Below are 25862 nucleotides of genomic sequence, written 5' to 3' on the forward strand. Positions count from 1 at the left end.
AAGTCTTAGTCCGGACGTTGCCCGCCTAGACGCGCTTCCGGGCTGTGACGAAGTGGAAGATCAGGACGACTACTGCAACGACCAAAAGAATGTGGATAAGGCCGCCGCCGATGTTCGCGAGCAGTCCGAGAAGCCAGAGAACAGCGATGATAATGGCGATCCAAAGCAACATGAGAGTCTCCTTGACTAGTTTTTCAAAATCCCCATGCGGGCCACGTACCCACCAAGGCGGCAGCTGAATCAATGCAGGCGAAACAGGAAAAGCAAGCGTCGATCGCATCCGCCGCCGATACCGGCTGCCTATCAGCCCGAACCAAGACGTCCCGGGACGAATTTTGACTTCCCGCTACGCCGCGTTGAGCCTGCGAGTCGCCCCGTGAACGCCTGCTACATGATCGATTGTCGGGCCGCCGGGCGCTCCGTAATCTCGTCTCAGCATCCGCCCCAGCAAAGGATTTACCCATGGCAAACCCGCAGGACAACAGTCCGCAGAACCAGCAAGGCTCCACCCGCATCGTCGCCGGCCAGTCCGCCAAACCCAACCGCTCGGTAGGCCTGAAGATTGGGATCGCGGCAGCCGTCCTGGCCCTCATTGGCGGGGGTGCCGCCGTCGCCTCCTCCGTTAACAGCGCCACCCCTGCCGCCACGCAGGAGACCGTCCCGTCCGGCAACCCCGCCGCCGAACTGAAGCTGGGCTACTTCGGGAACGTCACGCACGCCCCCGCACTGGTGGGCGTCAGCAACGGCTTCATCGCCGATGAACTCGGCAGCACCAAGCTCAGCACGCAGGTCTTCAACGCCGGCCCCGCAGCCATCGAAGCGCTGAACGCGGGCGCCATCGATGCCACCTACATCGGACCGAATCCGGCCATCAACTCGTTCGTCAAGAGCCAGGGCGAATCCGTCAACATCATCGCCGGCGCAGCCGCCGGTGGTGCGCAGCTGGTGGTCAAGCCGGAGATCAACTCCGCCGCGGACCTGAAGGGCAAGACCTTGGCTTCGCCGCAGCTTGGCGGCACGCAGGACGTGGCGCTCCGCGCCTGGCTTTCGTCCCAGGGATACAAGACAAACGTCGATGGCAGCGGCGACGTCGCCATCAACCCCACGGAGAACGCCCAGACCCTCAAGCTGTTCCAGGATGGAAAGCTCGACGGCGCGTGGTTGCCTGAGCCATGGGCCTCACGCCTGGTACTGACCGCCGGAGCCAAGGTACTGGTGGACGAAAAGGACCTGTGGGACGGTTCGCTGTCCGGCAAGCCGGGCGAGTTCCCCACCACCATCCTGATCGTGAACCGGAAATTCGCCGCGGACCACCCGGACACCGTCAAGGCCCTGCTGAAGGGCCACGTGAAATCGGTTGAGTGGCTGAACTCAGCGTCCACCAGTGAGAAGGCCACCGTCATCAACGCGGCACTGAAGGAAGCTGCCGGCGCCGAGCTCAAGCCCGACGTTATTGACCGCTCCTTGAAGAACATCGTCTTCACGGTGGACCCGCTGGCCGGGACCTACCAGAAGCTCCTGGCCGACGGCGTGACTGCCGGCACTACCAAGCAGGCCGACATCAACGGCATCTTCGACCTGCGGGCGCTCAACAGCGTGTCCGGCGACAAGACCTCGGCGGCGGGACTCGGCAAGGAGTAGCTCTCACCCCCATCCATTGCTGCGCTGATTTCTTGCGCAAATCCTGTGCTTTTCCGGCGCCAAGGCTGGAAAGCCCGCCGCTAGGCTGAGGGGGTTGCCCTGCGGCGGGCGGCGAAGGATTGGGGGTGCCGGTGCACGGTTTCGGGACAAACAGGGATTCGCTGTCGGAGGTCCCAGGCGGTTTTCTCCCACCCAACGTCCGCCGTTCCGCCAGCGGACGGATCCCGCAGTGGGCCATCGATGAAGCTCTTGGAAAGGCCGAGCCCCCGGCATCTTGGCGCAGTCCTGACCCTTCCCCGCCTGGCCGGCGGAAATTCCGGCGCCGGCCAAGGAAGCAACAGCGCCGGCCGAAGCGGTCGGTGCAGTTCAGGACGATGCTGGGAATCGCCGTCGTGGTCTGCCTGTATTTCACACCGACGCTCTTCGACCGCGTGGTCCTCCCTGTCGCTGCCCCGTACCTGCCCGGCGCGAAGGTGCCGCCGCCCGGCGTCGAGGCTGCTCCTTCTCCCCTCGGGACGCCACCGGCAAGCACCGGTTCCACTGCATTCGTGCTGCAGGAGTCGCCCAGGGCGGGACAGTCCCTAGTAGCGTACGATCCGTGCCGCCCCGTGCACTATGTTGTGCGTCCGGACAATGCCTTGCCGGGTGGAGATGCCCTGATCAGCGAAGCGGTGGCATCAGTTTCCCGTGCCTCCGGGCTGCAGTTCGTCTACGACGGACCCACTACGGAGGCGCCGGCCGATCAGCGGCAAGCTTTCCAGCCTGACCGCTACGGGAAGCGCTGGGCCCCAGTGCTGATCGCCTGGTCAACGCCGACGGAAACCCCCGATCTCGCGGGAAACGTGGCAGGCCTCGGCGGGAGCGGGTACGCGGAAGCCGTGGGGCAACCGCTGGTCCTTGCCGCCGGACAAATCAGCCTGGACGCCCCTGACCTCGCCGGCATCATGGCCAGCCGGGCGGACGGCGCCGCGGAAGTGCGGGCCATCATCATGCACGAACTCGGACACGTGCTGGGCCTGGCCCACGTCAACGATCCAAGCCAACTCATGTATGCCGAGAACAAGGGCGTGCAGGACTTCGCCGCCGGCGACCGGGCGGGGCTTGCGCTGCTGGGAAGCGGCCCCTGCGTGCCGCAGTTGTGACGCCCGCCGAAGAAGAACCCATCGATTGCTGCGTACATGCCCTTTTGAACCCTCAAAACGGCACTTAGGGAGCAGCCGATTCCGGCTTAGGCTTCCTTTTCGGCGCCGCGCTTTTCAACCCCGTGCAGCTCGGCGCGGGGGCGGGTTCGCGCCGGGACGGGAGACCGTGACCGCTGCCGCACGGGCAGCGTGCTCCAGGAGCTCAGCCAAGGCCTCGACGGGGAGTTCCCGCAGGTCCTGCCGGTTCTGCGCCCCGTCCAGCTCGCGGTCCACCAGGCCCGACAGCAGCGCCGCCATGAACGAGTCCCCCGCACCCACCGTGTCCGCCACTTCAACCTTGGGCGCGGGAACGGATGTTTCGCCGGCGCGGCATACACCCCAGGGGCCCTCCGCGCCGCGGGTCACCACCACCATTGCCGGTCCTTCGTCACCGCCCAGCGCCAGCCACTTTCGCGCCGAATCCAGCACGTCCTCCCCCGGGTATAGCCAGGCCAGGTCCTCGTCGGACGCCTTCACCACATCCGAAAGCGTGACGAACTTCTCCGCCTGCCCCCGCGCATAATCCACGTCCGTGATGATGCTGGGCCGGCAGTTCGGATCGAAGCTGATGGTGGCGGACGGGTGGGCGTATTCGACGGCAGCCAGCACCTCGGTGGCGCCCGGCTTCAGCATCGTGGCGATGGACCCCGTGTGCAGCAGCGTGGTGCCCTGCAGCATGAAGCCGAGCCGGTCCCCCATGCCGGGAAGCTCCCAGGCGAGATCGAACGTGTAGGTGGCCGCGCCGTCGTCGTCAATCAGCGCAGTGGCCACGCTGGTAGGCAAGTCATCCGGGGGTACCGGCAGCATCACCGAACTCGCCCGCAGGTGCGCTGCCACCGAATCCCCGTAGGCATCCCGGCCGTAGCGGCCGATGAACTGCACCGGATGGTCCAGCCGGGCCAGGCCCACTGCCACGTTCAGGGGGCTGCCGCCCACGTGGGCCTGGATTCCGGAGGCGCGCTGGACAACGTCAACAAGGCCTTCGCCGATCACTGTGAGCATGCTCATACTCTGCCAGAAATAGGCCGCTGCCAGCAGTTCGTGTCAGCGGAGCAGCCTGCCCACCAGTTCCCGGCACGTCACATAGGCTTCCGCGGTGACGTCGATCAGGGAGAAGTGATCGCCCGGCACCATGACGAGCTCCGCTGGCACAGGGCTCACGCTGCTGGCATCCACGTACGTTGTGGACATGCTCAGCGGCACGTCCACATCCTCCGCTGCGTGGAGGGCAATGACCGGGACGTCCAGCGGCAGGGCGGCCATAGGGTCAGCCATTCGGTGCCGCACGGGGAAGTCCGACGACGGTCCGCCCATCAGGTTGGCCACGGCTCCGTTGCTGAGGTTCAGGCGTTCGGCCTCGGCCAGGTTGAGGACGCCGGACTGGCTCACCACGCCGGTGAGGCGGACGCCCTCATTCTCCATCTGCAGGCCGTCCGCAGGCCCAAGCCCGCGCAACCGGTCCCTGCCTGCGGCCCACACTGCCAGGTGGCCGCCGGCCGAGTGGCCCAGCGCCACCACTTTGCCCAGGTCCAGTGCGTGCGGTTCCGCGAGCGCGGCGAGCTTGTCGATCCCAGCGAGGATGTCCTGGAAGGTGCCGGGCCAGCCCCCGCCGTTCCCGGCCCGCCGGTATTCCAGGTTCCAGGCGGCCATGCCGTGTTCGGCGAGGTCCTTCGCCAGCGGCTCCCCCAGTTCTGCCCCGTACTGCGAGCGCCAGTAACCGCCGTGAATCACCACCACTACGCCTCGGTGTTTCCCACCGGGTGGAAGGTCTGGCAGGAACAGTTCGCCCCACTGGTTGGGGTCCTGGCCGTAGTCATAGCGGTGGCGTTGCGTCACACTGGCCCACTTTAGCTGCCCGGTTCGGCGGAGATGCCGCGGACTTTCGGGGCCACGGCCGTGAAAAGTGGGCCAGTTTGTGCGGTCCGCGGTTCCGTTGCCCTTGCATCGTTTAGCCTGAGGCCTTTGTGGGCACGCCTCCTGGTATGGAAAAGCCTGAAGTGACCACCCAGGAATCGACGGTTGAGGAATGGACGCGCGCGCTGGCGGAGTCAACGGGTTCGCCCGGCGGCGGGGCGGGCACGGGGCTGATGCTGGCGGTGGCGGCGTCGCTGACGTCGATGGTCGCCGGCTACAGCGGGGACGAGGGCGGCGAGCCGGACAGGATCCGGGAGCGCGCCCGTGCGCTGCGGCAGGAAGCCCTTCGACTGGCAGATGACGACGCCTCGGCGTCCAAGGCATTCGGTGCTGCCTTCCGGCTGGAGCCGGGGGACGAGCGGGACGAAGCAATCCGCCGCGCATCCGTGGAGGCCGCGGCTGCTTCCGCCGTCCTTGGCGAGCGGGCCATCGAAGCGATCGACGACCTCGCCTGGCTGGCGACCAATGGCAACCGTGCACTGGTAGCGGATGTCGTCGTCGCGTTCGGTGCCCTCCGCGCTGCCGTGGCGGGTGCACGCACCAATGTCAGTTTCGATCTCGGATCGCTCCGATCGGCCGGCACGGACCTGGAACAGGTCCGGGAGCAACACCCGGACCTGTGGGCGGCCGTCGAAAAACTCAACGCCGGGATGGACCGGATTGACGAACTTACCGCAGCCATTGATCACCGCGCTGCCCCTACGGATGCCATCTGACGCTGCCGCACCGCATTTGGACCTGCCACCTGACCTGTGCTTATGGTGGACAGCATTGCTTGCCGAAGCGCACCTGTGGGGAGGGGTACCAAGTGAAGTCCGAAAGCACTGCTTGGGCGTTCCTCCGGCCCCTCCTGCTCGCTGTGGCGGCAACTGCAGCCTGGATTGCCCTGTCGGCCGCGGGCGCGTCGGCTGACTCCTCACCCTCCCGCGACTTGCTTCCGGGGGTTTTGGATTCTGCCGCCGCCAACCTTACCCACCAGGGTAAAGATGCCCCGGAACCGGTGATGGCAGGGCCGGACGGCGGGAAGGCCACGGCCACGGCTTCCACGGTTGCTTCACTTGTTCCGGCGCCGTCCCTCCGCCCCGCCGCGGAGGAGGTCTCCGGCCTGGCCGAGGATGTTGTGCAGTCGGTTCCGGCGGCCAACGAGCTTGTGCCCTCGGGAACGGTAGCGGCTGTGGTGGATCCTGCAGTGGTTGCCGTGGATGGCATCGTGGACGGGACGGTGGGGGCTGCTGTTCCGCTGGCAGTTACCGTCCTGGCACCCCTGGACCCGGTCCTTGAACCGGCCCTTGAACCGGTCATCGACGCAATGCCCCTGCCCATCGCTGCCCCGGAAGCAGAGCCCGTCGCGGTCCTTCCCGTCACTACGGATGTCGCCGCGGCTCCCGCTCCGGAGCCCGCACCTGCCTCTCCCCCAGCTGCTGAACTGCCGCAGACCACCGGGGGCGTGACGGGTCCCGCGCAGTCCCCCGGATTGTTGCAAAGCACCAGCCCGGAAAGCCGCGTCCAGATGAAGCTTGCGGCCGTAACGCCGGTGCTTTTCAAGGCCGGCCCCGAAGACGAGCCATTCCGCACGCCGTGGGATGTTCCCCCTGCCGTGCCAAGTGCTGCCACGAGCGGAAGCAGCCTATCCGGTGGCAACGACCCGGCGGCTTCGGGCTGGACCAGCTCACCTCACTTCCCAGCCCCGGCAGCTGGGACGTCTGCCATCGGGGGCCCTTTGCTTACCGCCCCCTCTCCGGTGTCCTTCGACCCCGGCTCTTCACCTGACTAGTTAAGGCCCTCCCCGCGTCGCTTTCGCGCGGGCACGCGCCAGCTTCCGGGGTAAGCAGTAGCCCCAATTCAACTTTCAGGAGAATTCCCCATGATGCACCGCACCTTCCGCAGATGCCTGTTCGGTACCGCTTTCGCCGGCGGACTCTTGGCCTTCGGCGGTGTCGCAGCCAATGCAGCCGCTGCGGCAATGCCAGTGGGCTACTCCTCAACTCCATCAACGCTGGCCAACACGGGCGTGAACAGCGGCCTTTTGATAGTGGGCCTGTTGTTTCTTGCCTTTGGTGGACTGCTGACGCTGGTCCTGAGCCGCAAACGCCGCTGAGCGCACCCGCTGCTGCCGGGCGCGGCCTGCGTCATGAACTAAAGCCGGCAGAAGTAGCGTAGGGACAACACCCACAAACCAGGGAGGTCCCGCATGGCACGCGTCTTCATTACCGGATCCACCGACGGGCTGGGCCGGGCCGCCGCCGCCTCGCTCCTGCAGGACGGCCACGAGGTGATCGTGCACGCCCGTTCCTCCCACCGGCTCCCCGCGGTGCAGCACCTGCTGGACCGCGGGGCGCAGTGCGTCACCGGGGACCTCGCCAAGGCGGCGGAAGTCCGGGGGATCGCCGACCAGGTCAACGGGATCGGCGGCATTGACGCCGTCATCCACAACGCTGGTGTCCTGAACGGCGCCGCGCTGCTGCCAGTGAACGTGGTGGCACCTTACCTCCTGACGGCCCTCATTTCCGGCCCCCGCCGGCTCATCTACCTGAGCAGCGGCATGCACCGCGGCGGCGACACCGGCCTGGACGGCCTGGACTGGTCAGGACGGACGACGACGGCCTCCTACTCCACCACCAAGCTCCAGGTCACGGCACTGGCGGCAGCCGTGGCCCGGCTTTTTCCGAACGTCACCAGCAACGCGGTGGACCCCGGCTGGGTGCCCACGAGGATGGGCGGCCGGTCCGCACCGGACAGCCTGGAACTGGGCCACCGCACGCAGGAATGGCTGGCCACCAGCGACGACCTGGCGGCGCTGGCCAGCGGCGGCTACTGGTACCACCAGCGCCGGCAGACCCCGCACCCCGCCACCCAGGATCCCCAGTTCCAGGACGCCCTGCTGGACCGGCTCGCCGAGCACACCGGTGTCACGCTGGACGCTCTTACTTAGTGCCCCGCCCCCTCATCGATTGCTGAGTACTTGTCGTTCTCGAGCCTGAAAACGACAAGTAGTCAGCAATGGACGGGTGTAAAAGGTGCGGAGCGCTCAGACAAGGATGGCGAGGGGTGGGGGGTTAGGGCGTGCGGAGGCGGCGTTCGACGTCGGCCGCTTCCGGGTAGGCCGCCTGGGTGCCTTTGCGAGTGGTGGCCAGAGCCGCAGCAACCGAGGCGAAGGCTGCAGCGTCCGCGAGCGCATCACCGGCCGCCAGCCGAACAGCAACCGCACCGGTGAAGGCATCACCCGCCCCGGTGGTATCCACGGCCTGCACCTGCATGGGCTGGACAAATGCCACCCGGGAACCCGCCGAAGCCAGCGAGTCCAGCACAACGGAACCCTGCGAACCCAGCGTCACCAATACCTGCTGGATTCCCCGCTCAGAGAACCGAGACCGCACCGCATCCCACTCAGAGGCAGCGGCGCCGGCAGCGGGAACCGAAGAACCCAGGAACAGCGCGGCCTCATGCGCGTTCACCAGCAGGATGTCGGCCAACCCGGCCAGGGCTGACGGAATCTCCGCATACGGCGAGAGGTTCAGCAAGACTGTGGCGCCGGCGTCGTGCCCTGCCTGGGCCGCGGCCAGCACCGTGTCCATGCTGACCTCCAGGCACAGGCTCACCACTGCGGCCCCCTCCAGCACGTCCGCGGCATCCGCCACGTCCTTCGGCGACAGCGTGCCGTTGGCGCCGGCCGAGATGATGATGTTGTTCTCACCGTGGGCGTCCGCGGCGATCACAGCAACACCGGTGGATTCGCCCGAGGTCCGCACATGCCCCACATCCACGCCGGCCCCGGCCACCGAGGCCTCAAGCATCGCGCCGTTGGGGTCCTCCCCCACTGCACCCACCAGGCTGACGTGGCCGCCCAGGCGCGCCGCGGCGACGGCCTGGTTGGCGCTCTTGCCACCCGGATTCACTGCGAACCCGTGGCCCTGGACCGTTTCGCCGGGCTGCGGGAGGCGGTCGCAGTAAATGGTGAGGTCGGCGTTGAGGGAGCCGACGACGACGATCCGGCCCGCCCCGGCAGCTGCGGCACTCATGGTGCCACCTCGGCCTCAACCGGTTTGGGGATCAGCAGCGAGGCAGCGAACGCGGCCACAGTCAGCGCCAGGCCGACCACCACCACGGTCAGGTACGACGCCGCCGCATCGCCAAGGGCCGACGTCGCCACCAGCACGGCCGGCAGGATCAGGAAGCTCAGGCCCGCGCCGAGGTTGAAGGCGCCGGCGTTCATGCCGGGCAGGAAGCCGGGGTTGCCGGCGGGCGAGAGGACAACGCCGAGTCCGTTGAGCATGATGTTGACCGTACCGGCGTACATGATGCCCAGCAAGACCGTACCGGCGATCATCATCGGCAGGCTGTGCAGCCCAAGGAACCCGATGATGGCGAGCGCAGCGATGCTGCCAAGGAGCCCGATGCGCAGCACCTTGGTGTAGCCGAGGACCGGGGCCAGCTTCCCGCTCAGCGGTCCCACCATCCAGCCGAGCAGGGCGTACGGGGTGAGGATGATCAGCGACATCTCGGTGGGTCCCAGGCCAAACCCAGGGGAGGCGGCCTGGACGTAGGCGGGGACGATGCCGTTGATCACGGCGAAGATGCCGGTCATGGTCAGCGTGGTGGTCAGCAGCGGCGCCCAGGTGGCGCGCTGGCGCAGGTGGACCGTTTCCACCATGGGCTGGGCCGCACGCTGCTCGGTTCGCCAAAACGCAAGGAACGCGACGGTGGCCACGAGCACCAGTGCCAGGCTCAGCACCAGCACGCCTGGGTTAAATCCGACCACCAGCTTGGAGCCTTCGTTCAGGGCGGTCAGCAGGGCGCCCACGGCCACCACGATGAAGAACACGCCCAGCCAGTCCATCCGGGTGCCGGCGGCAGGCTTGCTTTCGGCGGCGAGGAGCAGGATGAGGGCGGTAGCCGCGACGGCGGGGACCACCATGAGCCAGAAGATGCTGCGGAAGCCGAAGTGCTCTGCGAAGTAGCCGCCCACGAAGGAGTCCACGCCCGCCACGCCGCCGTTGACGGCGGTAATAAGGCCCATCAGCGTGCCGTACTTGCGCGGGTTACTGACGGCCGAGCGCAGCATGATGAGGCAGAGCGTGACGGTGGGTCCGCTGACGCCCTGGATGATGCGGCCCACAAAGAGCCACGTGATGTCCGGGGCGAGCGCCGCGATGACAGAACCCACCGCCATGAGCACCATCATGCCCACCAGGACCTTCTTGCGGCCGACGATGTCGCTCAGGCGGGGCAGGAACAGGGAGAACAGGGCGGCAGCGGTGAAGAACCAGGTCTGCGAGAGCCCGATGAGGGCCTGGTCCGCCTTGAGTTCCTCGCCCATGGTCACCAGGGCGGGGCTGAGCATGGAGGCGTTGAGCTGGAACGCGACGCAGGCGGCCAGCAGGGCGGTCATGAGGGCGGCGGTGTTGCCGCGGCCGGTCTTGGTTTCAGTGAGGATTGCGGTTGCCATTTACTTGACCCCTCCGGCGGTGAGGTGGGCACTTTCCGGGCGTACGACGTCGGCTGCCCCGCCTTGGGTGCGGGCCGCACCGAGGTGCGTGCCGCCGTCGTCCGCGTTGCCTTTGTTGGTTTTGTCGCCGGCGCCCGGCTCGCCGATCCTGACCAGCGCGTCGGTGACGAGGTCCCAGAAGCGCGCGTGGTCCAGGTCCACGGCCACGCTGGTGTGGCAGTCGGCGGGGGCGGGGGCGCGGAAGTCGGCGACGGTCATGCCCAGGGTGAGCGTTCCGGTCAGTTCGATGTTCACGGGGACCTTGCGGGTGCTGACGATGCTGGGGTCGATCACGTAGGCGACGGCACAGGGATCGTGGACGGGCGGGTAGTCGAAGCCCTGGGCGTCCTTGTAGGCATGCGCGAAGAAGTCCATCAGCTCGGTGACGAAATTTGCAGGCTTCGTGCCGATGGCGGCGATCTTTTCCACCACGTCCGGGGTGGCCAGCGCCTGGTGGGTGAGGTCCAGGCCCACCATGACCACCGGCCACTTCTCGTTGAAGACGATGTGCGCGGCCTCAGGGTCGATGATGATGTTGAACTCGGCCACGGCGCTCCAGTTGCCCACGTGGTAGCCGCCACCCATGAGGACAACTTCCTTGACGCGTTCGACGATGCGCGGTTCCTTGCGGGCGGCCATGGCGATGTTGGTCAGGCCGGCGGTGGGGACGAGTGTGACGGTGCCGGGCTCGTGCGCCATGACGGTGTCGATGATGAGGTCGACGGCGTGCCGCGGGTCCAGCTCGATGGTGGACTCGGGCAGGGCCGGGCCGTCCATGCCCGAGTCGCCGTGGATGTCCGGCGCGGTTTCGATGCTCCGGACCAGGGGGCGCGGGCAGCCGGCGGCGAAGGGGACGCCGGTGATGCCGGCGATGGTGGCCACGGCCAGGGCGTTGCGGGTGACTTTTTCGAGGGTCTGGTTGCCCACCACGGTATGACGGCCAGCAGTTCGATGTTGGGGTTGCCGTGCGCCAGCAGGAGGGCCACGGCGTCATCGTGGCCGGGGTCGCAGTCCAGGATGATCTTCCTGGGTTCTTGCTGGTTCGTTTGCGGACTTGGTTCCACGATGGTTCTCCACGTCATTGGGGCCTGCCTTTGGGGCAGGGGCTTCTGTCTTCCGGGAGCGATCATGGCAGGGTTATGTGGTCTGCGTCAAACGCTTAACGTTGGTCAGGTATCAGCGCACGTCAAACGCTTGACGCCTTGCCCTCTCTAGTTGGTCCACCGGCGGATAGGATCGAGGTATGGATTCCGGCAAACAGGTGCAGCAGCGCGCGCGGCCAAGGCGGGTGACGGCGGCGATGGTCGCCGCCCGGGCCGGGGTGTCGGTGGCAACGGTGTCCCTGGTGGCAAACGGCAAGACGGCGGGCCGCGTCTCGGAGGACAACATTTCCCGGGTGCGCGATGCCATCTCCGATCTGGGCTACGTGGTGGATGGGATCGGCAGCTCGCTGGCCAAAGGCGTCAGTTCCATCGTGATTTTGGTGGCGCCGGATATTTCCAACCCGTTCTTCGCCAAGGTGATCGGCGGGGTGCGCGAATCCTTGGGGCCCAGTTACCAGCTGCTGCTTTCCGTCACGGATTCGGGCGAGTTCCCCAAGGCCGACGACGTCCGGAAGCTGATGTCCCTCCGTCCCGCCGGGCTTTTGGTGGACGCGCCGAACGCAGGTTTCCTGGCCGATCTCTCGGTTGCCGGGCCGCTGGTCCTGCTGGACGCGCCCGGCCTTGAATCGCTGGCCCCGGCCGTCAACCTGGACGTCGCGCAGGGGGCCCGGGAGCTGGCCTCCCACCTCGCCGCCGCTGGCCACCGACGGGTGGCCTACCTTGACAGTGTCACCGGGACGGAAACCTTCGCGATCCGCCGCGAGGCATTCCTGGCCGAGGCCACTGCACTGGGCATGTCTGTGGATGCGGACCACATGCCTGCCACCACCATCGACGTCGGCGAGGCGGCGGCCGCCTTCGCCGCAGCGTGGCCGGACTGGCAGCGTGAGGGGGTGACCGCCGTCGTCTGCGCCACTGATACGCATGCCTATGGCGTGCTGCAGGAAGCACGCGTGGCGGGGGTCCGGATTCCGGAGGAGCTGGCGGTGGCCGGGTTCGACGACCTCCCGTACTCCGCCACCAGCAGCCCCGGCCTGACCAGCGTGCACCTGCCGGCCAAGCTGCTGGGCCTCAAAGCCGGGGAACAGCTGCGCCGGCTAATGGAGGGCCAGGAGCTGGAGCAGGAGGAGCTGACGCTGGAAAGCTCGCTGGTGGTGCGCGGGTCCACATCGCCGGCCGCAACGTAAGGGCTTTTTGACCGGCTCGTGTCGGACCCCGGCCGTAAGCTGGGATCATGCCGAGTAACTGGGAAAGCCTGGACGCCCCGCTGCGCGAGTCCGTGCAGCACAACGTGGAGATCTACGAGCGCGTCCGGCCTGCCCTGAAGCTTGTCACCCGGGACGTCCTGCTGACCCTGCGCGGCATGCTGAAGGACAGCGAGGTGACGCCGCTGTTCGTCACCGGCCGCACAAAGACGGTGGAGTCCTTCAAGGAGAAGATTTCCCGCACCGAGGAACCGCTGGAGCCGGGCGGCCGGCGGCTGCTGAAATTCCCGGACCCGTTCCGCACGCTGAATGACATGGTGGGCATCCGGGTCATCACCAAGCTGCCGGCGGAAAACGCTGTGGTGGCCAACATCATCAAGCGGCAGCGCCAAGTTTTCGATTGCCGCGGGGACCGCGAGAAGGACATTGGTTCCATCGAGTCCGGCACCTACGGGTACTCAAGCCGCCACCTGATCCTGCGGAGCATCCAGAACGAGGCCGTCAAGGAGTACCAGCAGGTCTTCAACCCGGACGCGCAGCCCAACGGCAGCTACTTTTTCGAGTGCCAGATCCGCACCATCTTCGCCCATGCCTGGAGCGAGATCGAGCATGACATCCGCTTCAAGGCCGAGGATCCCCGCGCCTGGACGCCACACTTCGACCGGCAATTCACCGCCACCGCTGCCATGCTGGAGACGGTGGAAACCGCCTTCGCCGACCTGCACGAGCGGTATGAGGAAGTCCGCAGCTACTGGGATATGGACGGCGAGGGGGCAGCCCCCCTCACGCCCAACCGGATCCGCGACGTCTGGCGAACGCTGCTCCCCCACGTTGACCGGAAAGTGGACGATGACTGGGGCTGGGCCGCCGAACTGCTCGCTGCACACGACCTGAACCAGACCATGCAGCTGGCCGGGCTCCTGAATGCCAACCGGATCACCGAGGTCCGCAAGGCCCTGGACCACCGCTACTCCCCCGGCCCGGACCGGCTCCTGGACGACCTCCTCCTCTGGCAGTACGGCACCAGGCATGTGGACCTCACCGCAGAAGCGCCCGACGTCGTCCCGCACCCGCGGCGCGACAGCCTCCTGCGGCGGCTGCGGCAGATCGAGCGGTACCGGATGACGAACAAGTAGATGGCTTTGGGCGTGCGCCTGGTCCTGTCCGGGTTCGGTGCCGTGGGACGGGCGTTTGTTGACTCCGTTTTGGAGCAGGATTCCTTGTTGCAGGTCGCCGCGGTCCGGGGTCACGGGACGGAGGTTCTCCTTGCGCCCGGCCGCCCACTGCCGGAGCGCTCTTCCTGGGGGCCTCTGCGGCCAATCGAGGAGACTCTTACCCTTACCCGGGCTGACATCCTGGTCCAGGCGCTGCCTTCTTCACCCGAGGCCCACGCGCGTGTCCTGCACGAGGCGATTGCTGCGTTGAGGAGCGGCGTCGATGTGGTGACGGCGACGAAGAGCCATGTACTCAGCCATTGGCGTGACCTTGAGCGCGCTGCGGAGGAAGGCCAGGCCGGGATCCGGTTTTCCGGGGCCACCGGCGCTGCGCTTCCATCGGCCGACATGGCGCGAGTCGCGCTGAGGGGGATGGGCTGTACCGGTATACGGGCCTGCCCCAACGGCACGTCAACCTTCATCCTGGATGAGCTTTCCGCTGGCACCGGGCTTGACGCGGCGGTGTCGGAAGCACAGCGGCGGGGCATTGCGGAGGCCAACCCTTCCGCGGACCTGTCCGGACAGGATGCAGCCACCAAGGTGCGGCTGATCGCCGGACTCCTGTGGGACTGGGACGTTTCCCGGATTGCGGTGGAAACGGAGCCAATCGATTCTTCCACGCCCGACAGGGCGTTGGCTGCCACTGGGAACGGCCTGCGCCTCCGCGCCGTTGCCAGGGCGTCCCTGGACCGGCCCATGGTGGTCAGCGTGCAGTTGGAAGCTGTGCCGCCCGGCGACCCGCTGTTCTCCCTCACTGGTCCGGAAAAGGCCATGGTCTTCAGCTGCCCCGAGGCCGGGGACATCACTGTGCAAGGGGGCCGCTCCAGTCCGAAGGGCGCGGCGCTGGCGATGCTGAAGGACGTACTTAACTTGGCCGGGTCAAAGCTGGGCGGTTTCCGCTAGCCGTAGGTGCCCTTTTCATCAGCGACGCACCCCTGTCCCCGACGAACAGCCAAAAGGTCCAACAGCGCAAAATGTAGTGCCTCGGTTCTGTCGTCGGAAATGTTATCGACGAGATGGCCCCGGGTTCCAAAATCCCGGCATGGGACTCTGGCGGCCAAACCGCAGCAAGCGTAGCGTCGAGCAGAGAGCCGCCATGGTCAAGAAACAGGGGCCCGATGGCCCATGGCCAGCGGTTGTCGAGTTCCCAAGGAGACAGGTAATGGCGGGGTGGAACGCTGATACGGCAGCCGGACCTTTAGGGGCCGGAACTGTCACCCTGGTGGAAGGTTCGTCCTTCTGCATCTCCATGCCCAACGGAGATATCAATCCAGCGCATCCCCATGGCCTGTTCGTCCAGGACACCCGTTATGTTTCCAAATGGGCCCTGACAGTGAACGGGCTGCCGCTGGAGCCGCTCACTGCCGAGCTTAAGGAACCCTACCGGGCCCTTTTCGCCGGCCGTATTCCGCGTTCTGACGGCTATGCGGACAGCCCCCTGATCGTGGAACGGCTGCGTGAGGTGGGTGAAGGCATCCGGGAACAAGTCACCATCCGCAATTTCTCCCTTGAACCCATCGAATGCACTCTGCAGCTGGTGGTTGGCTCGGACTTCGCTGACCTCTTCGAAGTCAAGGAAGCCAGGATCCAGAGGCAATGGGAAGAGCTCCGGCACGCTAACGCGGGCATGCTGGCGATCCGTGGCAGGTGGAAGGACGTCCAAAAGGACATCGCATTCAATGCTCCCGGTGCGGACGTGACGCCGGAAACCATCACATACCGGACCACCGTCCAGCCAAGGTCGGAATGGTCCACACTTATCAGCGCCGTACCGGCCACCGGGAAGTCAGGTCCGGCAAGCTTCAGCCACTCGGGGGGCGGGCTGTCCCCAAGTGACCGGCGCCGCCGGGAGTGGGTGGCAAGGATCCCGATGCTGCGGATGGGAAACCCGGCTATCGAGCGCACCCTCCGTCGCAGCTATGACGATCTGGGCGCTCTCCGGATCGAGGACCCGAACCATCCGGACCGGGTGGTGGTGGCAGCCGGGGCGCCATGGTTCATGACCATCTTCGGCCGCGATTCGCTCTGGGCCTCAGAGATGGCGCTTCCGGTCGACCCCTCCCTTGCACTGGGCACCCTGCAAACCCTTGCCGACCGCCAGGGAAGCGTGGTTGATCCAGTAAGTGAAGAGGAACCGGGGAAGATCCTCCACGAAGTCCGGCTGGATGTCTCCAGTGGGCTGTCACTCGGAGGAAAATCCACGTACTACGGCAGCGTGGACGCCACCCCTTTGTTCGTCGACGTTCTGGGCGCTGTCAGCCGCTGGGGCTTCGCAAAGGAAACCATCAACGCCCTGCTGCCCCACGCGGACCGCGCCCTGGACTGGATCCGCGACTTCGGCGACAAGGACGGTGACGGGTTCGTCGAATACCAGCGGCTCAACCCCAACGGGCTGGTCAACCAGGGGTGGAAGGACTCGTGGGACGGGATCAATTTCGCGGACGGACGGCTGGCCGAACCTCCCATCGCGCTGTGCGAAGTCCAGGCATATGTCTACGCTGCATACCTGGCCAGGGCCTGGATGGCATACGACGACGGCGATGATGGGCTCGGAGCCGCATATGCGGACCGCGCAGCGGTCCTGAAGAAGCGGTTCAACGAGGAGTTCTGGATCCCGGAGCGGGGCTATTACGCCATTGCCCTCGACGGTCACAAGCAAAAGGTCGACGCGTGCGCCTCCAACATGGGCCACTGTCTGTGGCTGGGCCTGGTGGACGACGACAAAGCTGCGGAAGTGGCCGGGCACCTGATGTCACCCGAAATGTTCAGCGGCTGGGGCGTCGGCACGCTGGCAAGCAACATGGGCGCCTATAACCCTGCCAGCTACCACAACGGCTCAGTATGGCCCCACGACAACGCCATCATCCAGGCAGGCCTGGTCCGCTACGGGTTCGTGGAAGAAGCGCAGCGGATCTCCACCGCGCTGCTGGAGGCAGCTGAATTTTCCGGTGGCCGGCTACCGGAGCTTTTTTGCGGGTTCAGCCGCGATCAATTTGCCGAACCCGTCCCCTACCCCACCGCCTGCTCGCCCCAGGCATGGGCGGCGACCTCGCCGATCCTGCTGCTGACCAGCCTGATGCGCTACGACGCCCATGTTTCCCGCGGCGGAGTCTGGATGGACCCGGTGCTGCCAAAATCCTACGGCGACCTGCAGATCACCAATGCACCGCTGGCTGGCGGACGCGTCACGATCAACATCAGGGACTCTGTCCCCAGCATGGACGGGCTTCCGGAGGGCATGGCGTTCCACCGCGGCCACCGCCCCTGGATTACCGAACTCGTAGAACAAGCCGACCACCGCAGCAAGAGCTGACCAGGCCGTGAGGTCAACCCTGAAGGAAGTCCTATTTCACGAACCGGGCCCCTGAACACCGGCCCATGCAGGGACATTTTTTCGAACGCCGTCCACTATACTGAACTCATGACTTCACGTAAGACCGTGGCCATCGCCGTCCCGCTCGAAGCTGAGCTCGTGGAACGGATCCGTGCCGTTGACCCGTCCATCACCGTCCTCTACGAACCGGACCTCCTGCCTCCCGAACGTTTCCCGGCGGACCATGCCGGTGATCCCGCCTTCAAGCGCAGCGAGGAGCAGGAGGAACGCTACTGGGCCATGCTCAACAGCGCCGAAGTGCTGTACGGCTTCCCCAACGAGAGCCCTGCGGGGCTGGCCCGGATCGCACGCGAAAATCCAAAGCTGCAATGGGTCCACGCCATGGCGGCCGGGGCGGGCGGGGCCGTCAAGGCTTCGGGTCTCAGCCAGGACATCCTGCAGAAGTTCAAGATCACCACGTCGGCCGGAGTGCACGCCCTGCCCCTGGCGGAATTCGCAGCGATGGGAATCCTGAACGGCTTCAAGCGGAGCGCGGAACTCGCGCAGGACCAGTCGGCAAAGGTCTGGCCCGAACTCCGGGTCCCCACCCGGCTGGTCAACGGATCCAACCTGGTTATTACCGGCCTAGGTGAGATCGGACTGGAAACCGCCCGGATAGCCAAAGCGCTCGGCATGAAGGTCAGCGGCACCAAACGGACCGTTGAACCCATTGACGGCATCGACGAAGTGACAGACAACGAAGGCCTGCCGGGCCTCCTGGCCGCGGCAGACGCCGTCGTCAATACACTGCCCGGGACCGCCTACACGGAGAAACTGTTCAACCGTGAACTGTTCGCCGCCATGAAGCCCGGAACCACCTTCGTCAACGTGGGCCGCGGAACCGTGGTGGATGAGGAGGCGCTGCTGGAGGCGCTGGACAACGGCCAGGTGGGCTACGCGTGCCTGGACGTCTTCGCCGTGGAACCGCTGCCGCAGGACAGCCCCCTGTGGGACCATCCGAAGGTTATGGTCTCCCCGCACACTTCCGCGCTCAGCGCCGCTGAGAACCGCCTGATCACCGAGCGGTTCTGCAGCAACCTCCGGACGTTCCTCGACGGCGGGGATCTCCCCCACCTCGTGGACACCGTGCATTTCTACTAAGCCGGAGCACCCATGCGTATCGCCAGAATCAATACAGCAGCAGGTGCCCAGCATGCCGTCGAACGGGACGGCACATGGCACCACGTCAGCGACCCCTTCGAGGCCCCCCTTTGCTACACGGGGGACGCCACTCCACACGAAGAGGCCGTATTCCTCGCCCCGGTGGCACCCGCCGTCGTCATCGGTATTGGCCATAACCGGACCCTGAATGACCATCCCCTGCCCATTCAGGCATGGCACAAGTCCGTCCACACGGTGGCGAGCCCCGAGGATGCCATTGTGGCGGCCCGCGATCGCGGCATCGTCCATGCGGAGGGTGAACTCGCCGTCGTGATTGGCAAAACGGCCACGGACCTCACAGCGGAGAACGCCCTGGAGCACGTCCTGGGCTACACCTGCGTCAACGACGTCACCAACGTGGACCAGAACGCCGTGGACGAGCGGAACTTCCAGGGCAAGGCCGGCGTCAACTACACCCCCCTTGGCCCCTGGATAGAGACTGAACTCCCGGACCCCGAGCAGGCGGCCATCGACGTCCACGTCAACGGCACCGCAAGGGCCAGGTCCGGCACGTTCAACCTGCCCTCCAGCGTGGTCGAGTGCCTCACCTACGTCACGTCCTGGCTGACCCTTGAACCGGGTGACGTCGTGATGACGGGGGCACCCGGCACCGCCGTTCCCGTGGAACCCGGCGACCGGGTAGACATCGTGGTGGAAGGCATCGGCACGTTGAGCAGCACCGTAGCCTGACGTCGGCGGCGGCCTCGACGCCTTTATGATGGATAGCGTTCAGTTGACTGAACGCTCAGCCATCGTCCGGCGACCTAAGGAGAATCATGGTCGATTCCCATACCCCCGCTTCATCCGAAAAGCCGGGAGCCTCCTCACCGGCACCGGCAGTCACCCGGGCAGCAGCCGTACTGGACGCCCTCGCTGCCTCGGCTACCGGACGGCTGACCCTGAGCGACCTCTCGCGCGAGGTGGGAATTCCCAAGTCCTCCACCTCCAACCTCCTGCTGGCCCTGGAGGAAGCACGCCTGATCAGCAGACAGGGTGCAGAGTTCACCTTGGGCCGCAAGCTCGTGGAGCTCGGCGCGGCCTACCTTGGCCGCATGGATGAGGTGCAGGAGTTCTACCGATACTGCGAACAGGCCTCCGTCCTCTCCCGCGAGACGGTCCGGATCGCCATGCTGGACGGCGTGAACGTGATTTACCTTGCCCGCTACGAAGGCCATCCCGCCGTACGGCTCACGTCCAATATCGGCGACAAGATGCCCGTTTCCCTCTGCGCAGTGGGCAAGGCGCTGATCGCCCGGCTCAACTGGCATGACATCGAGGAGATGTTCCCGGACGACGCCGAACTCCCCGTCCTCACGCCCAAATCCCTGCGCACTGGCGCGGAACTGAAGGCACAGCTGAAGGAGATCCGCGAGCAGGGCTTCGCCTTCGAAGATGAGGAATCGACCACCGGGGTGGTGTGCCTCGCCGTCTCCGTCCCCACCCGCGGCGCCCACGGTCCCAGCCTTGGGCTCTCCGTCACGGCACTCAAGGCCACCTACACCACCGAGCAGGGATCCCAGATGGTCAAGGAACTGCAGGAACTGGCCCACTCCCTGGGCAACCCCATGGGATAGGCGCGGCCCGCCCCCGCCTAACCCCTTCGCAAAACTGAAAACTATTGCCAGCCGTTCAGGATGCTGTATTGTGTTCAGCATAGTGACCGGCACAACAGGTGTTGTCGCTATCCCACCAGGCCAACGGGGGCCTGGAGTGCATTAGAGGGAGTTTTCGTGACAACTCGTACTAACTCACCGCAGGCCATCACGGACGGCGCCGTCGTCGATCCGGATCAGCTGCGAAGGGCAACACTTGCCAGCTCCGTAGGCTCCGCCTTGGAGTACTACGACTTCTACATCTACGGCCTTGCCTCGGCCCTGATCTTCGGACCGCTGTTCTTTGCCCCGCTTGGGGAGAGTGGAGCGGTCATCGCCTCCTTCGCCACCTACGGCGTCGGGTTCGCCGCCCGGCCGTTCGGCGGCGTGGTGTTTGGCCATATCGGCGACCGGTTCGGCCGCAAGATGGTGCTGATCCTGACCATCGGCCTGATGGGCCTGTCCAGCTGCGCCATCGGCCTGCTGCCCACCTTTGACCAGGCGGGAATGCTGGGCGCAGTGCTCCTGGTGACGCTGCGCATCCTGCAGGGCCTGGGCGCCGGGGCCGAGCAGGCAGGCGCCACCACCCTCATCTCGGAGGTGGCCCCGCGCCGCCGTCGTGGATTCTTTGCTTCCCTGCCCTTCGTGGGCATCCAGCTGGGCACCCTCCTGGGCGCAGGCACCTTCGCCCTCATGGCGTTGGCTGACAAGGAAGTCCTGCACGGCTGGCTGTGGCGCGTTCCCTTCCTGGCAAGCATCATCCTGATTGCGATCGCGGTGTTCATCAGGCTGCGGCTCAAGGAGACCCCGGTCTTCCAGGAACTCGAAAAGCACAAGGCCGTGGTGAAGAACCCGGTGGGCCAGATCTGGAAGCACTCGAAGAAAAACGTACTGATCGGCATCGGCCTGCGGATGGGCGAAAACGGCAACTCGTCCATCTACTCTGCCCTGTTGGTCTCCTTTATCAGCATGCCGGCGGGGGTCTTTGCCGGGGACAAGTTCATCGGCCCCACGGGCCTGCTGATTGCCGCCGGCTTCGCCGCGGTGCTGGTGGTTGCCTTCGGCGCCCTGTCCGACCGCTACGGCCGGGTTCCTGTTTACCGCTACGGCGCGCTCTTCCAGGCCGTCATCGCCCTGCCCGCGTTTTACCTGGTCACACTCGGCAACGTCGCCCTGGTCTGGGTGGTCATGGTGGTGGGCATCGCCCTCGGCGTGCAGGCCATGCTCGGCCCACAGTGCGCGCTGCTGCCCGAACTCTTCGGTTCCCAGCACCGCTTCACCGGCGTGGCCCTCAGCCGTGAACTCTCCGCGGTACTCGCCGGCGGATTCGCCCCGATGATCGGCGTGGCACTGCTGGCCGCCACCAACCACTCCTGGCTGGTCCCGGCGCTTTATTCACTGGTCCTGGCAGCAATCTCCTTCGTCACTACGTTCTTCACCCCGGAGACAAACGGCCGTGACCTGGTGCTCGTAGAGGATGCCAGGTGAGCAGCGGCACCACCGTGCCCGCCCCGGCGGATCCTGCGCCCCAGCGTGCAGGGTTCGTCGGGCTGGGACTCATGGGTGGGCCCATGGCGGCCAACCTGCTCAAGGCAGGCTGGCAGGTCAAGGGGTGGAACCGCTCCCCCGGTGCCGTCCGGGCGCTCGAGGGGTTGGGCGGGACCGGCGTGGACAGCGTCACGGACCTGCGTGATGAACCCGTCCTTATCTTCATGCTCCCCGACCTTCCATTCATCGAAGAGGCCGCGGCGGGGCTTCTTGAGGCGTGGCGGGAGGTGCCGCCCGCCCCTGGAACGCTCGTAGTGGTTATGAGCAGCGTGTCGCCGGTTGGTGTGCGGGCTTTCGCCAGCACTGTTGCGGACGCGAGTAATGGAAACGCCTCGGTGCTGGACGCCCCGGTCAGCGGCGGCACGGACGGCGCGCGGCGGGGAACCCTCGCCATCATGACGGGCGGTTCGGAGCAGGACTTCCGGCGGATCCTGCCGGCCCTGGAAGCCATGGGCTCGTCAGTCCGCCTGCTCGGGGACCTGGGCGCGGGATCGCTGGCCAAGGCATGCAACCAGCTGATCGTAGGAACCACGACGGCGGCACTCGCCGAGGCTGCCGAACTCGCCGAAAGTTCCGGCATGGACGTCCACGCCCTCTTTGAGGTCCTGTCCGGCGGCCTGGCAGCCAGCCGGGTGCTGGAGCTCGTGGGCCCCCGGCTGGCGGCAAAGGACTACACTCCGACGGGGCCCGCGAAGTTCATGCTTAAGGACCTCTCCTTTGTCCTCGAAAGCGCCGGCACTGCCGGCACTGCCGCTCCCATGGCTTCGGCCGGCGTCGACCTCTACGCGGAGGTGGTGGCCCAAGGCCTGGGCGACCTGGACCTGGCCGCGGTGCGGCAGGCCATCGCCACTATGGGTACCGCGTAAAGTGCCACTGACCACCACCACGTAATCCCGCAGCGCACATCGAGAAGAGGCCCCCTCCATGGACCACGCATCACCATTCGACCTGACCGGACGGACGGCCCTGGTCACCGGATCAAGCAGGGGCATCGGGAAGGCTTTGGCCGCGGGCCTCGCGCAGGCCGGTGCCACGGTGGTACTCTACGGACTGGACGCGGCACGCCTGGAAGCCAGCCGCAAGGAACTGGCAGCCATCTTCGGTGACGACAAGGTGGGCGCGGTCTCTTTCGACATCACAGCCGAAGGCCAAGTGGCGGCGGGGGTAGCCGAGGCCGAGGCAACCTTCGGCGCGCTCGACATCCTGGTGAACAACGCCGGCATCCAGCACCGGGTGCCCTTGCTGGAACTGGAAGTGGCGGACTGGAACCGGGTGCTCGCCACCGACCTCACCAGCGCCTTCCTGGTGGGCCGCGAGGTGGCCCGCCGGATGCTGGAGCGCAAGCGCGGGAAGATCATCAACATCGGCTCGGTCCAGTCGGACCTGGCCCGGCCAACCATCGGCGCCTACACGGCCGCCAAGGGCGGACTCCGCAACCTGACCCGGGCCATGACGGCCGAATGGGCCTCCCAGGGTCTGCAAATCAACGGCATCGCCCCGGGCTACATCCACACCGAAATGACCCAGGTCCTGGTCGATGACGAGGCCTTCAACTCATGGATCCTCGGCAGGACACCCGCCGGCCGCTGGGGAACCGTGGAGGACCTGGCCGGGCCTGTCACCTGGCTGGCCTCGGACGCCTCCAACTACGTGAACGGCCAAACAATCTTTGTCGACGGCGGAATGACGACGGTGGTCTGACGTGGCAACGGCAACAAGCAGCCCACTGTCAGGACAGGCCATTGTGGTCCATGGCGTCAACGACCTCCGGATCGAAACCGTCGAGCAGGCCGCCCCCCGGCCCCACGAAGCCGTGGTGGACGTCGCCTACGGCGGCATCTGCGGATCGGACCTGCACTACTGGCTGCACGGGGCAGCCGGTGAATCGATCCTGCGCGCACCCCTGGTGCTGGGCCACGAAGTGGTGGGCACAGTTGTCCAGGCCGCGGCGGACGGCTCCGGCCCCGCCGTCGGCACCAACGTCGCCGTTCACCCTGCCACCCCGGGCGGAACGGGCGTCCGGTACCCGGAAGACCGGCCCAACCTTTCGCCGGGCTGCACCTACCTGGGCAGCGCCGCGCGCTACCCGCACACCCAGGGCGCCTTCAGCCGCTATTCAGTCCTGCCCGCCAGGATGCTCCGGCCGCTCCCCAGGGGCCTGGACCTGCGCGCCGCCGCCCTCACCGAACCGGCCAGCGTCGCGTGGCATGCCGTCGCCCAGGCCGGCGACCTTGCCGGCAAACGCGTCCTGGTGATCGGCAGCGGTCCCATCGGCAGCCTCGTCGTGGCCGTTGCCAAGCGGGCGGGCGCCAGGGAGATCATCGCCGTCGACATGCATGAGGAGCCCTTGAAGATCGCGACGGCGGTGGGCGCCACCGGGACCATCCTCGCCACCGACACAGACGCCATCGCAGCCGTGGAGGCCGACGTGGTGCTGGAATCTTCAGGCAACCACCGCGGCCTGGCGTCGGCGCTTCGCGGCGCCATGCGCGGCGGCCGCGTGGTCATGGTGGGGCTCCTGCCCAGCGGCGACCAGCCCGTCCCGATCTCCCTGGCCATCACCCGCGAACTCCAGCTGGTGGGCTCGTTCCGCTTCAATGATGAGATTGACGACGTCCTGGCCGCCCTGGCCGACGGATCCCTGTACGTGGAGCCGGTGGTCACCCACGAATTCCCATCCACCCGGGCACTTGAAGCCTTCGAGCTTGCCAAAGACCCCACCAGGTCCGGCAAGGTGCTGATTTCGTTCCGCACCGGGTAAAGCCACCACGGAATCACGTGGCCGGTGAACCTGGCTGCGCCGGGACTGGACACCTAACTGGCATTCAAATTGCTATATTCTGGTGTTTTCGCGCCGGGCAGGGGGTAGCCCGCGTACCGCACGTAGGAATGGCCCTTTATTGACAGCCAGCAGCAAGGATCCAGGACCCGTGCAGGGGAGGGTCCACCAAAACGACTTCCTCGACTGCCCCACCGGCCTTGTCGAGTACTACTTCGAGGACGGCATCTTCCGCTGGTCTGACGGGCTGTACCGCATGTACGGGTATGAGCGGGGCGAGGTGGTCCCCTCCATGGACATGGTTATGCCCCATCTCGAGCCCCAAGACCGCCCAAGGGTCCAGGCGTATTGGGAGCACGTGTCCAAGAACGGCGGGCCGTCATCCATCTATGTGTCCATCCGGGACCGCAAGGACCGGCAGCACAAACTGCTTTACTCTGCCGACTACATCCTGGACGGAACCACCCCCATCGGTGTCTGGGGCGTAATCGTGGACCTGACCACGTCAATCCATTCGGACCGGCACCAACTCGCCACGGAGGCGGTGGCCGCGTCCGCCGTGAACCGGGCGGTCATTGAGCAGGCCAAGGGCATCCTGATGGGGCGCACCGGCATCACGGCCGACGAGGCCTACGGGCTCATGAGCCAACTGAGCCAGGATACGAACCGCAAGGTGTACGCGATCGCGCAGGAGATCGTCGAACGCACCACCGTCGGGGCCGGCAAACAGGGCAACCAGGACCATCCCCTGCTCTAGCTGCAGGACTGGAAGATGAACTACCCCTTCCGCTCCGCCCGGTAGACACTGGGGCTGACCCCGTGCAGGCGCCGGAACTGGCGGGAAAAGTAGAACTGGTCCTGCAGGCCCACTTCCCGGCCCACCTGCGCAATGGTCAGGTCGGTCGTATCCAGCAGATGCCGTGCGCGCGCCATCTTCAGGGCTGTGTGATGGGCCAGCACTCCCCCGCCGGTCGCCTCGCGGAACAGCTTGCTGAGGTGCGACGACGACACCCCCACCAGCGCGGCAAGCTCAGGCAGCCGGATGGTCCCGTCCGCCCGTTCCTCCAGGAAGTTCATCGCCTGCTGCAACGGTGTCCCCTTCTCAGGGACGCGACGGTCCACCGCCAGCGTGGCCAGCAGCTTCCACGCCATGCCCGCCGTAACTACCAGCCGCGCCGGTGACTGGTCCTTCTCCAGTGCCGTGATGATCTCATCCAGCATGGCCGTCAAACGGTCCACGGCCAGCAGCGGGATGATGGGTCCATCGGGGCGTATCCCGGCCTCCGTAACCAGCTCGGGGACATCGCTGCCCCGCACGTGGCACCACCAGATCGTCCATGGATCATGTGTCGCGGCACCGTATGCATGTGCCTGGCCGGTTCCGCCGGGAAGCACCACGGCGGTTCCCTTGCCTACGTCGGTCCGGGTACCGGCGGTTTCCACCCAGCCCCGTCCGGCGACGCAGAGGATAATGATGGTTTCCTCGGCACCCCCCGGACGGTAGCGTCCATGGTCCTCCGCGGCCGGGAAGACGCCGGCGTCCGTGACCACGAGGTGCCGGGTGATGGGACGGGCAAGCGCCTCACGGACCAGCGGACGTGGCACCACCACCAGCCGCTGGTTGGCGAACCCGTGTGCCCGCTCCACATCCGCTCCCTCCGTCACG

General features: G+C 66.4%; 24 protein-coding genes and 1 pseudogene. 18 read left to right on the plus strand and 7 right to left on the minus strand.

What is annotated here, in order from left to right; translation table 11 throughout:
• Positions 1–25 precede the first annotated feature (25 nt).
• Positions 26–172, minus strand: coding sequence for a lmo0937 family membrane protein (locus tag ACETK3_RS15130; RefSeq protein WP_236800501.1), 147 nt, complete (start codon positions 170–172; stop codon positions 26–28).
• Between the two features lie 290 nt (positions 173–462).
• On the opposite strand from ACETK3_RS15130, the gene ACETK3_RS15135 reads away from it, so the two are divergent.
• Entirely contained in the window at positions 463–1641 is a 1179-nt protein-coding gene (locus ACETK3_RS15135; RefSeq protein WP_237429402.1) for an ABC transporter substrate-binding protein, read from the plus strand.
• Positions 1642–2000: 359 nt separating this feature from the next.
• Complete coding sequence (locus tag ACETK3_RS15140; RefSeq protein ID WP_237429401.1) at positions 2001–2783, plus strand: matrixin family metalloprotease; 783 nt, start codon at positions 2001–2003, stop codon at positions 2781–2783.
• Between the two features lie 114 nt (positions 2784–2897).
• Here ACETK3_RS15140 and ACETK3_RS15145 read toward each other — a convergent pair whose 3' ends face one another.
• The gene (locus ACETK3_RS15145; protein WP_373993143.1) at positions 2898–3824 is read right to left on the minus strand and encodes a carbohydrate kinase; all 927 of its coding nucleotides are present in this window, start codon (positions 3822–3824) and stop codon (positions 2898–2900) included.
• Between the two features lie 42 nt (positions 3825–3866).
• Positions 3867–4658: an alpha/beta hydrolase gene (locus ACETK3_RS15150; RefSeq protein ID WP_306968489.1), complete on the minus strand. Its 792-nt coding sequence runs from the start codon at positions 4656–4658 to the stop codon at positions 3867–3869.
• A 146-nt stretch (positions 4659–4804) separates the two neighbouring features.
• On the opposite strand from ACETK3_RS15150, the gene ACETK3_RS15155 reads away from it, so the two are divergent.
• The 4 genes from ACETK3_RS15155 to ACETK3_RS15170 all read left to right on the plus strand — a co-directional run bounded on the left by ACETK3_RS15155 (position 4805) and on the right by ACETK3_RS15170 (position 7668).
• The gene (locus ACETK3_RS15155; RefSeq protein ID WP_237429399.1) at positions 4805–5452 is read left to right on the plus strand and encodes a cyclodeaminase/cyclohydrolase family protein; all 648 of its coding nucleotides are present in this window, start codon (positions 4805–4807) and stop codon (positions 5450–5452) included.
• Positions 5453–5544: 92 nt separating this feature from the next.
• Positions 5545–6510: a hypothetical protein gene (locus ACETK3_RS15160; RefSeq protein ID WP_237429398.1), complete on the plus strand. Its 966-nt coding sequence runs from the start codon at positions 5545–5547 to the stop codon at positions 6508–6510.
• 90 nt (positions 6511–6600) lie between these two features.
• On the plus strand, positions 6601–6834 hold the full coding sequence (locus ACETK3_RS15165; RefSeq protein WP_236800495.1) for a hypothetical protein: 234 nt from the start codon (positions 6601–6603) through the stop codon (positions 6832–6834).
• Positions 6835–6927: 93 nt separating this feature from the next.
• Positions 6928–7668, plus strand: a complete 741-nt coding sequence (locus ACETK3_RS15170; protein ID WP_237429397.1) for an SDR family NAD(P)-dependent oxidoreductase — start codon at positions 6928–6930, stop codon at positions 7666–7668.
• 124 nt (positions 7669–7792) lie between these two features.
• Here ACETK3_RS15170 and ACETK3_RS15175 read toward each other — a convergent pair whose 3' ends face one another.
• The 3 genes and pseudogenes from ACETK3_RS15175 to ACETK3_RS15185 form a co-directional block, all read right to left on the minus strand.
• On the minus strand, positions 7793–8755 hold the full coding sequence (locus ACETK3_RS15175) for a ribokinase (RefSeq protein WP_306968486.1): 963 nt from the start codon (positions 8753–8755) through the stop codon (positions 7793–7795).
• A complete protein-coding gene (locus ACETK3_RS15180; protein ID WP_373993144.1) occupies positions 8752–10182 on the minus strand; it encodes an MFS transporter in 1431 nt (476 codons plus the stop codon). Before ACETK3_RS15180 ends, ACETK3_RS15175 begins: the two co-directional genes overlap by 4 nt.
• Positions 10183–11303: pseudogene (locus ACETK3_RS15185) on the minus strand (nucleoside hydrolase).
• 218 nt (positions 11304–11521) lie between these two features.
• Between ACETK3_RS15185 and ACETK3_RS15190 the strand changes: the two are divergent.
• The 12 genes from ACETK3_RS15190 (at position 11522) to ACETK3_RS15245 (ending at position 24953) form a co-directional block, all read left to right on the plus strand.
• Complete coding sequence (locus ACETK3_RS15190; protein WP_373462139.1) at positions 11522–12511, plus strand: LacI family DNA-binding transcriptional regulator; 990 nt, start codon at positions 11522–11524, stop codon at positions 12509–12511.
• A 47-nt stretch (positions 12512–12558) separates the two neighbouring features.
• Positions 12559–13665, plus strand: a complete 1107-nt coding sequence (locus ACETK3_RS15195; RefSeq protein WP_236800489.1) for a GTP pyrophosphokinase family protein — start codon at positions 12559–12561, stop codon at positions 13663–13665.
• Entirely contained in the window at positions 13666–14646 is a 981-nt protein-coding gene (locus tag ACETK3_RS15200; protein WP_236820930.1) for a hypothetical protein, read from the plus strand.
• A gap of 259 nt (positions 14647–14905) precedes the next feature.
• The gene (locus tag ACETK3_RS15205; protein ID WP_373993145.1) at positions 14906–17056 is read left to right on the plus strand and encodes a glycogen debranching N-terminal domain-containing protein; all 2151 of its coding nucleotides are present in this window, start codon (positions 14906–14908) and stop codon (positions 17054–17056) included.
• 108 nt (positions 17057–17164) lie between these two features.
• Entirely contained in the window at positions 17165–18217 is a 1053-nt protein-coding gene (locus ACETK3_RS15210; RefSeq protein ID WP_373993146.1) for a D-2-hydroxyacid dehydrogenase, read from the plus strand.
• Positions 18218–18229: 12 nt separating this feature from the next.
• The gene (locus ACETK3_RS15215) at positions 18230–18967 is read left to right on the plus strand and encodes a fumarylacetoacetate hydrolase family protein (protein ID WP_236800485.1); all 738 of its coding nucleotides are present in this window, start codon (positions 18230–18232) and stop codon (positions 18965–18967) included.
• An 86-nt stretch (positions 18968–19053) separates the two neighbouring features.
• Positions 19054–19851: an IclR family transcriptional regulator gene (locus ACETK3_RS15220; RefSeq protein WP_373993147.1), complete on the plus strand. Its 798-nt coding sequence runs from the start codon at positions 19054–19056 to the stop codon at positions 19849–19851.
• A gap of 156 nt (positions 19852–20007) precedes the next feature.
• A complete protein-coding gene (locus ACETK3_RS15225) occupies positions 20008–21357 on the plus strand; it encodes an MFS transporter (protein ID WP_236820926.1) in 1350 nt (449 codons plus the stop codon).
• Positions 21354–22283 carry an NAD(P)-dependent oxidoreductase gene (locus ACETK3_RS15230; protein ID WP_373993148.1) on the plus strand — a complete coding sequence of 310 codons (930 nt, stop codon included), beginning with the start codon at positions 21354–21356 and terminating at the stop codon, positions 22281–22283. The genes ACETK3_RS15225 and ACETK3_RS15230 overlap by 4 nt, the downstream gene beginning before the upstream one ends.
• A gap of 58 nt (positions 22284–22341) precedes the next feature.
• Positions 22342–23118, plus strand: a complete 777-nt coding sequence (locus ACETK3_RS15235; protein ID WP_373993149.1) for an SDR family oxidoreductase — start codon at positions 22342–22344, stop codon at positions 23116–23118.
• 1 nt (position 23119) lies between these two features.
• Entirely contained in the window at positions 23120–24178 is a 1059-nt protein-coding gene (locus ACETK3_RS15240; RefSeq protein ID WP_373993150.1) for an L-idonate 5-dehydrogenase, read from the plus strand.
• A 139-nt stretch (positions 24179–24317) separates the two neighbouring features.
• Positions 24318–24953: an ANTAR domain-containing protein gene (locus ACETK3_RS15245; RefSeq protein ID WP_373993151.1), complete on the plus strand. Its 636-nt coding sequence runs from the start codon at positions 24318–24320 to the stop codon at positions 24951–24953.
• Between the two features lie 20 nt (positions 24954–24973).
• On the opposite strand, the gene ACETK3_RS15250 is transcribed toward ACETK3_RS15245, so the two are convergent.
• Complete coding sequence (locus tag ACETK3_RS15250) at positions 24974–25861, minus strand: helix-turn-helix domain-containing protein (protein ID WP_373993152.1); 888 nt, start codon at positions 25859–25861, stop codon at positions 24974–24976.
• Between the last annotated feature and the right edge of the window lies 1 nt (position 25862).

Source organism: Arthrobacter sp. E44, assembly GCF_041877125.1.
Lineage (GTDB): Bacteria > Actinomycetota > Actinomycetes > Actinomycetales > Micrococcaceae > Arthrobacter.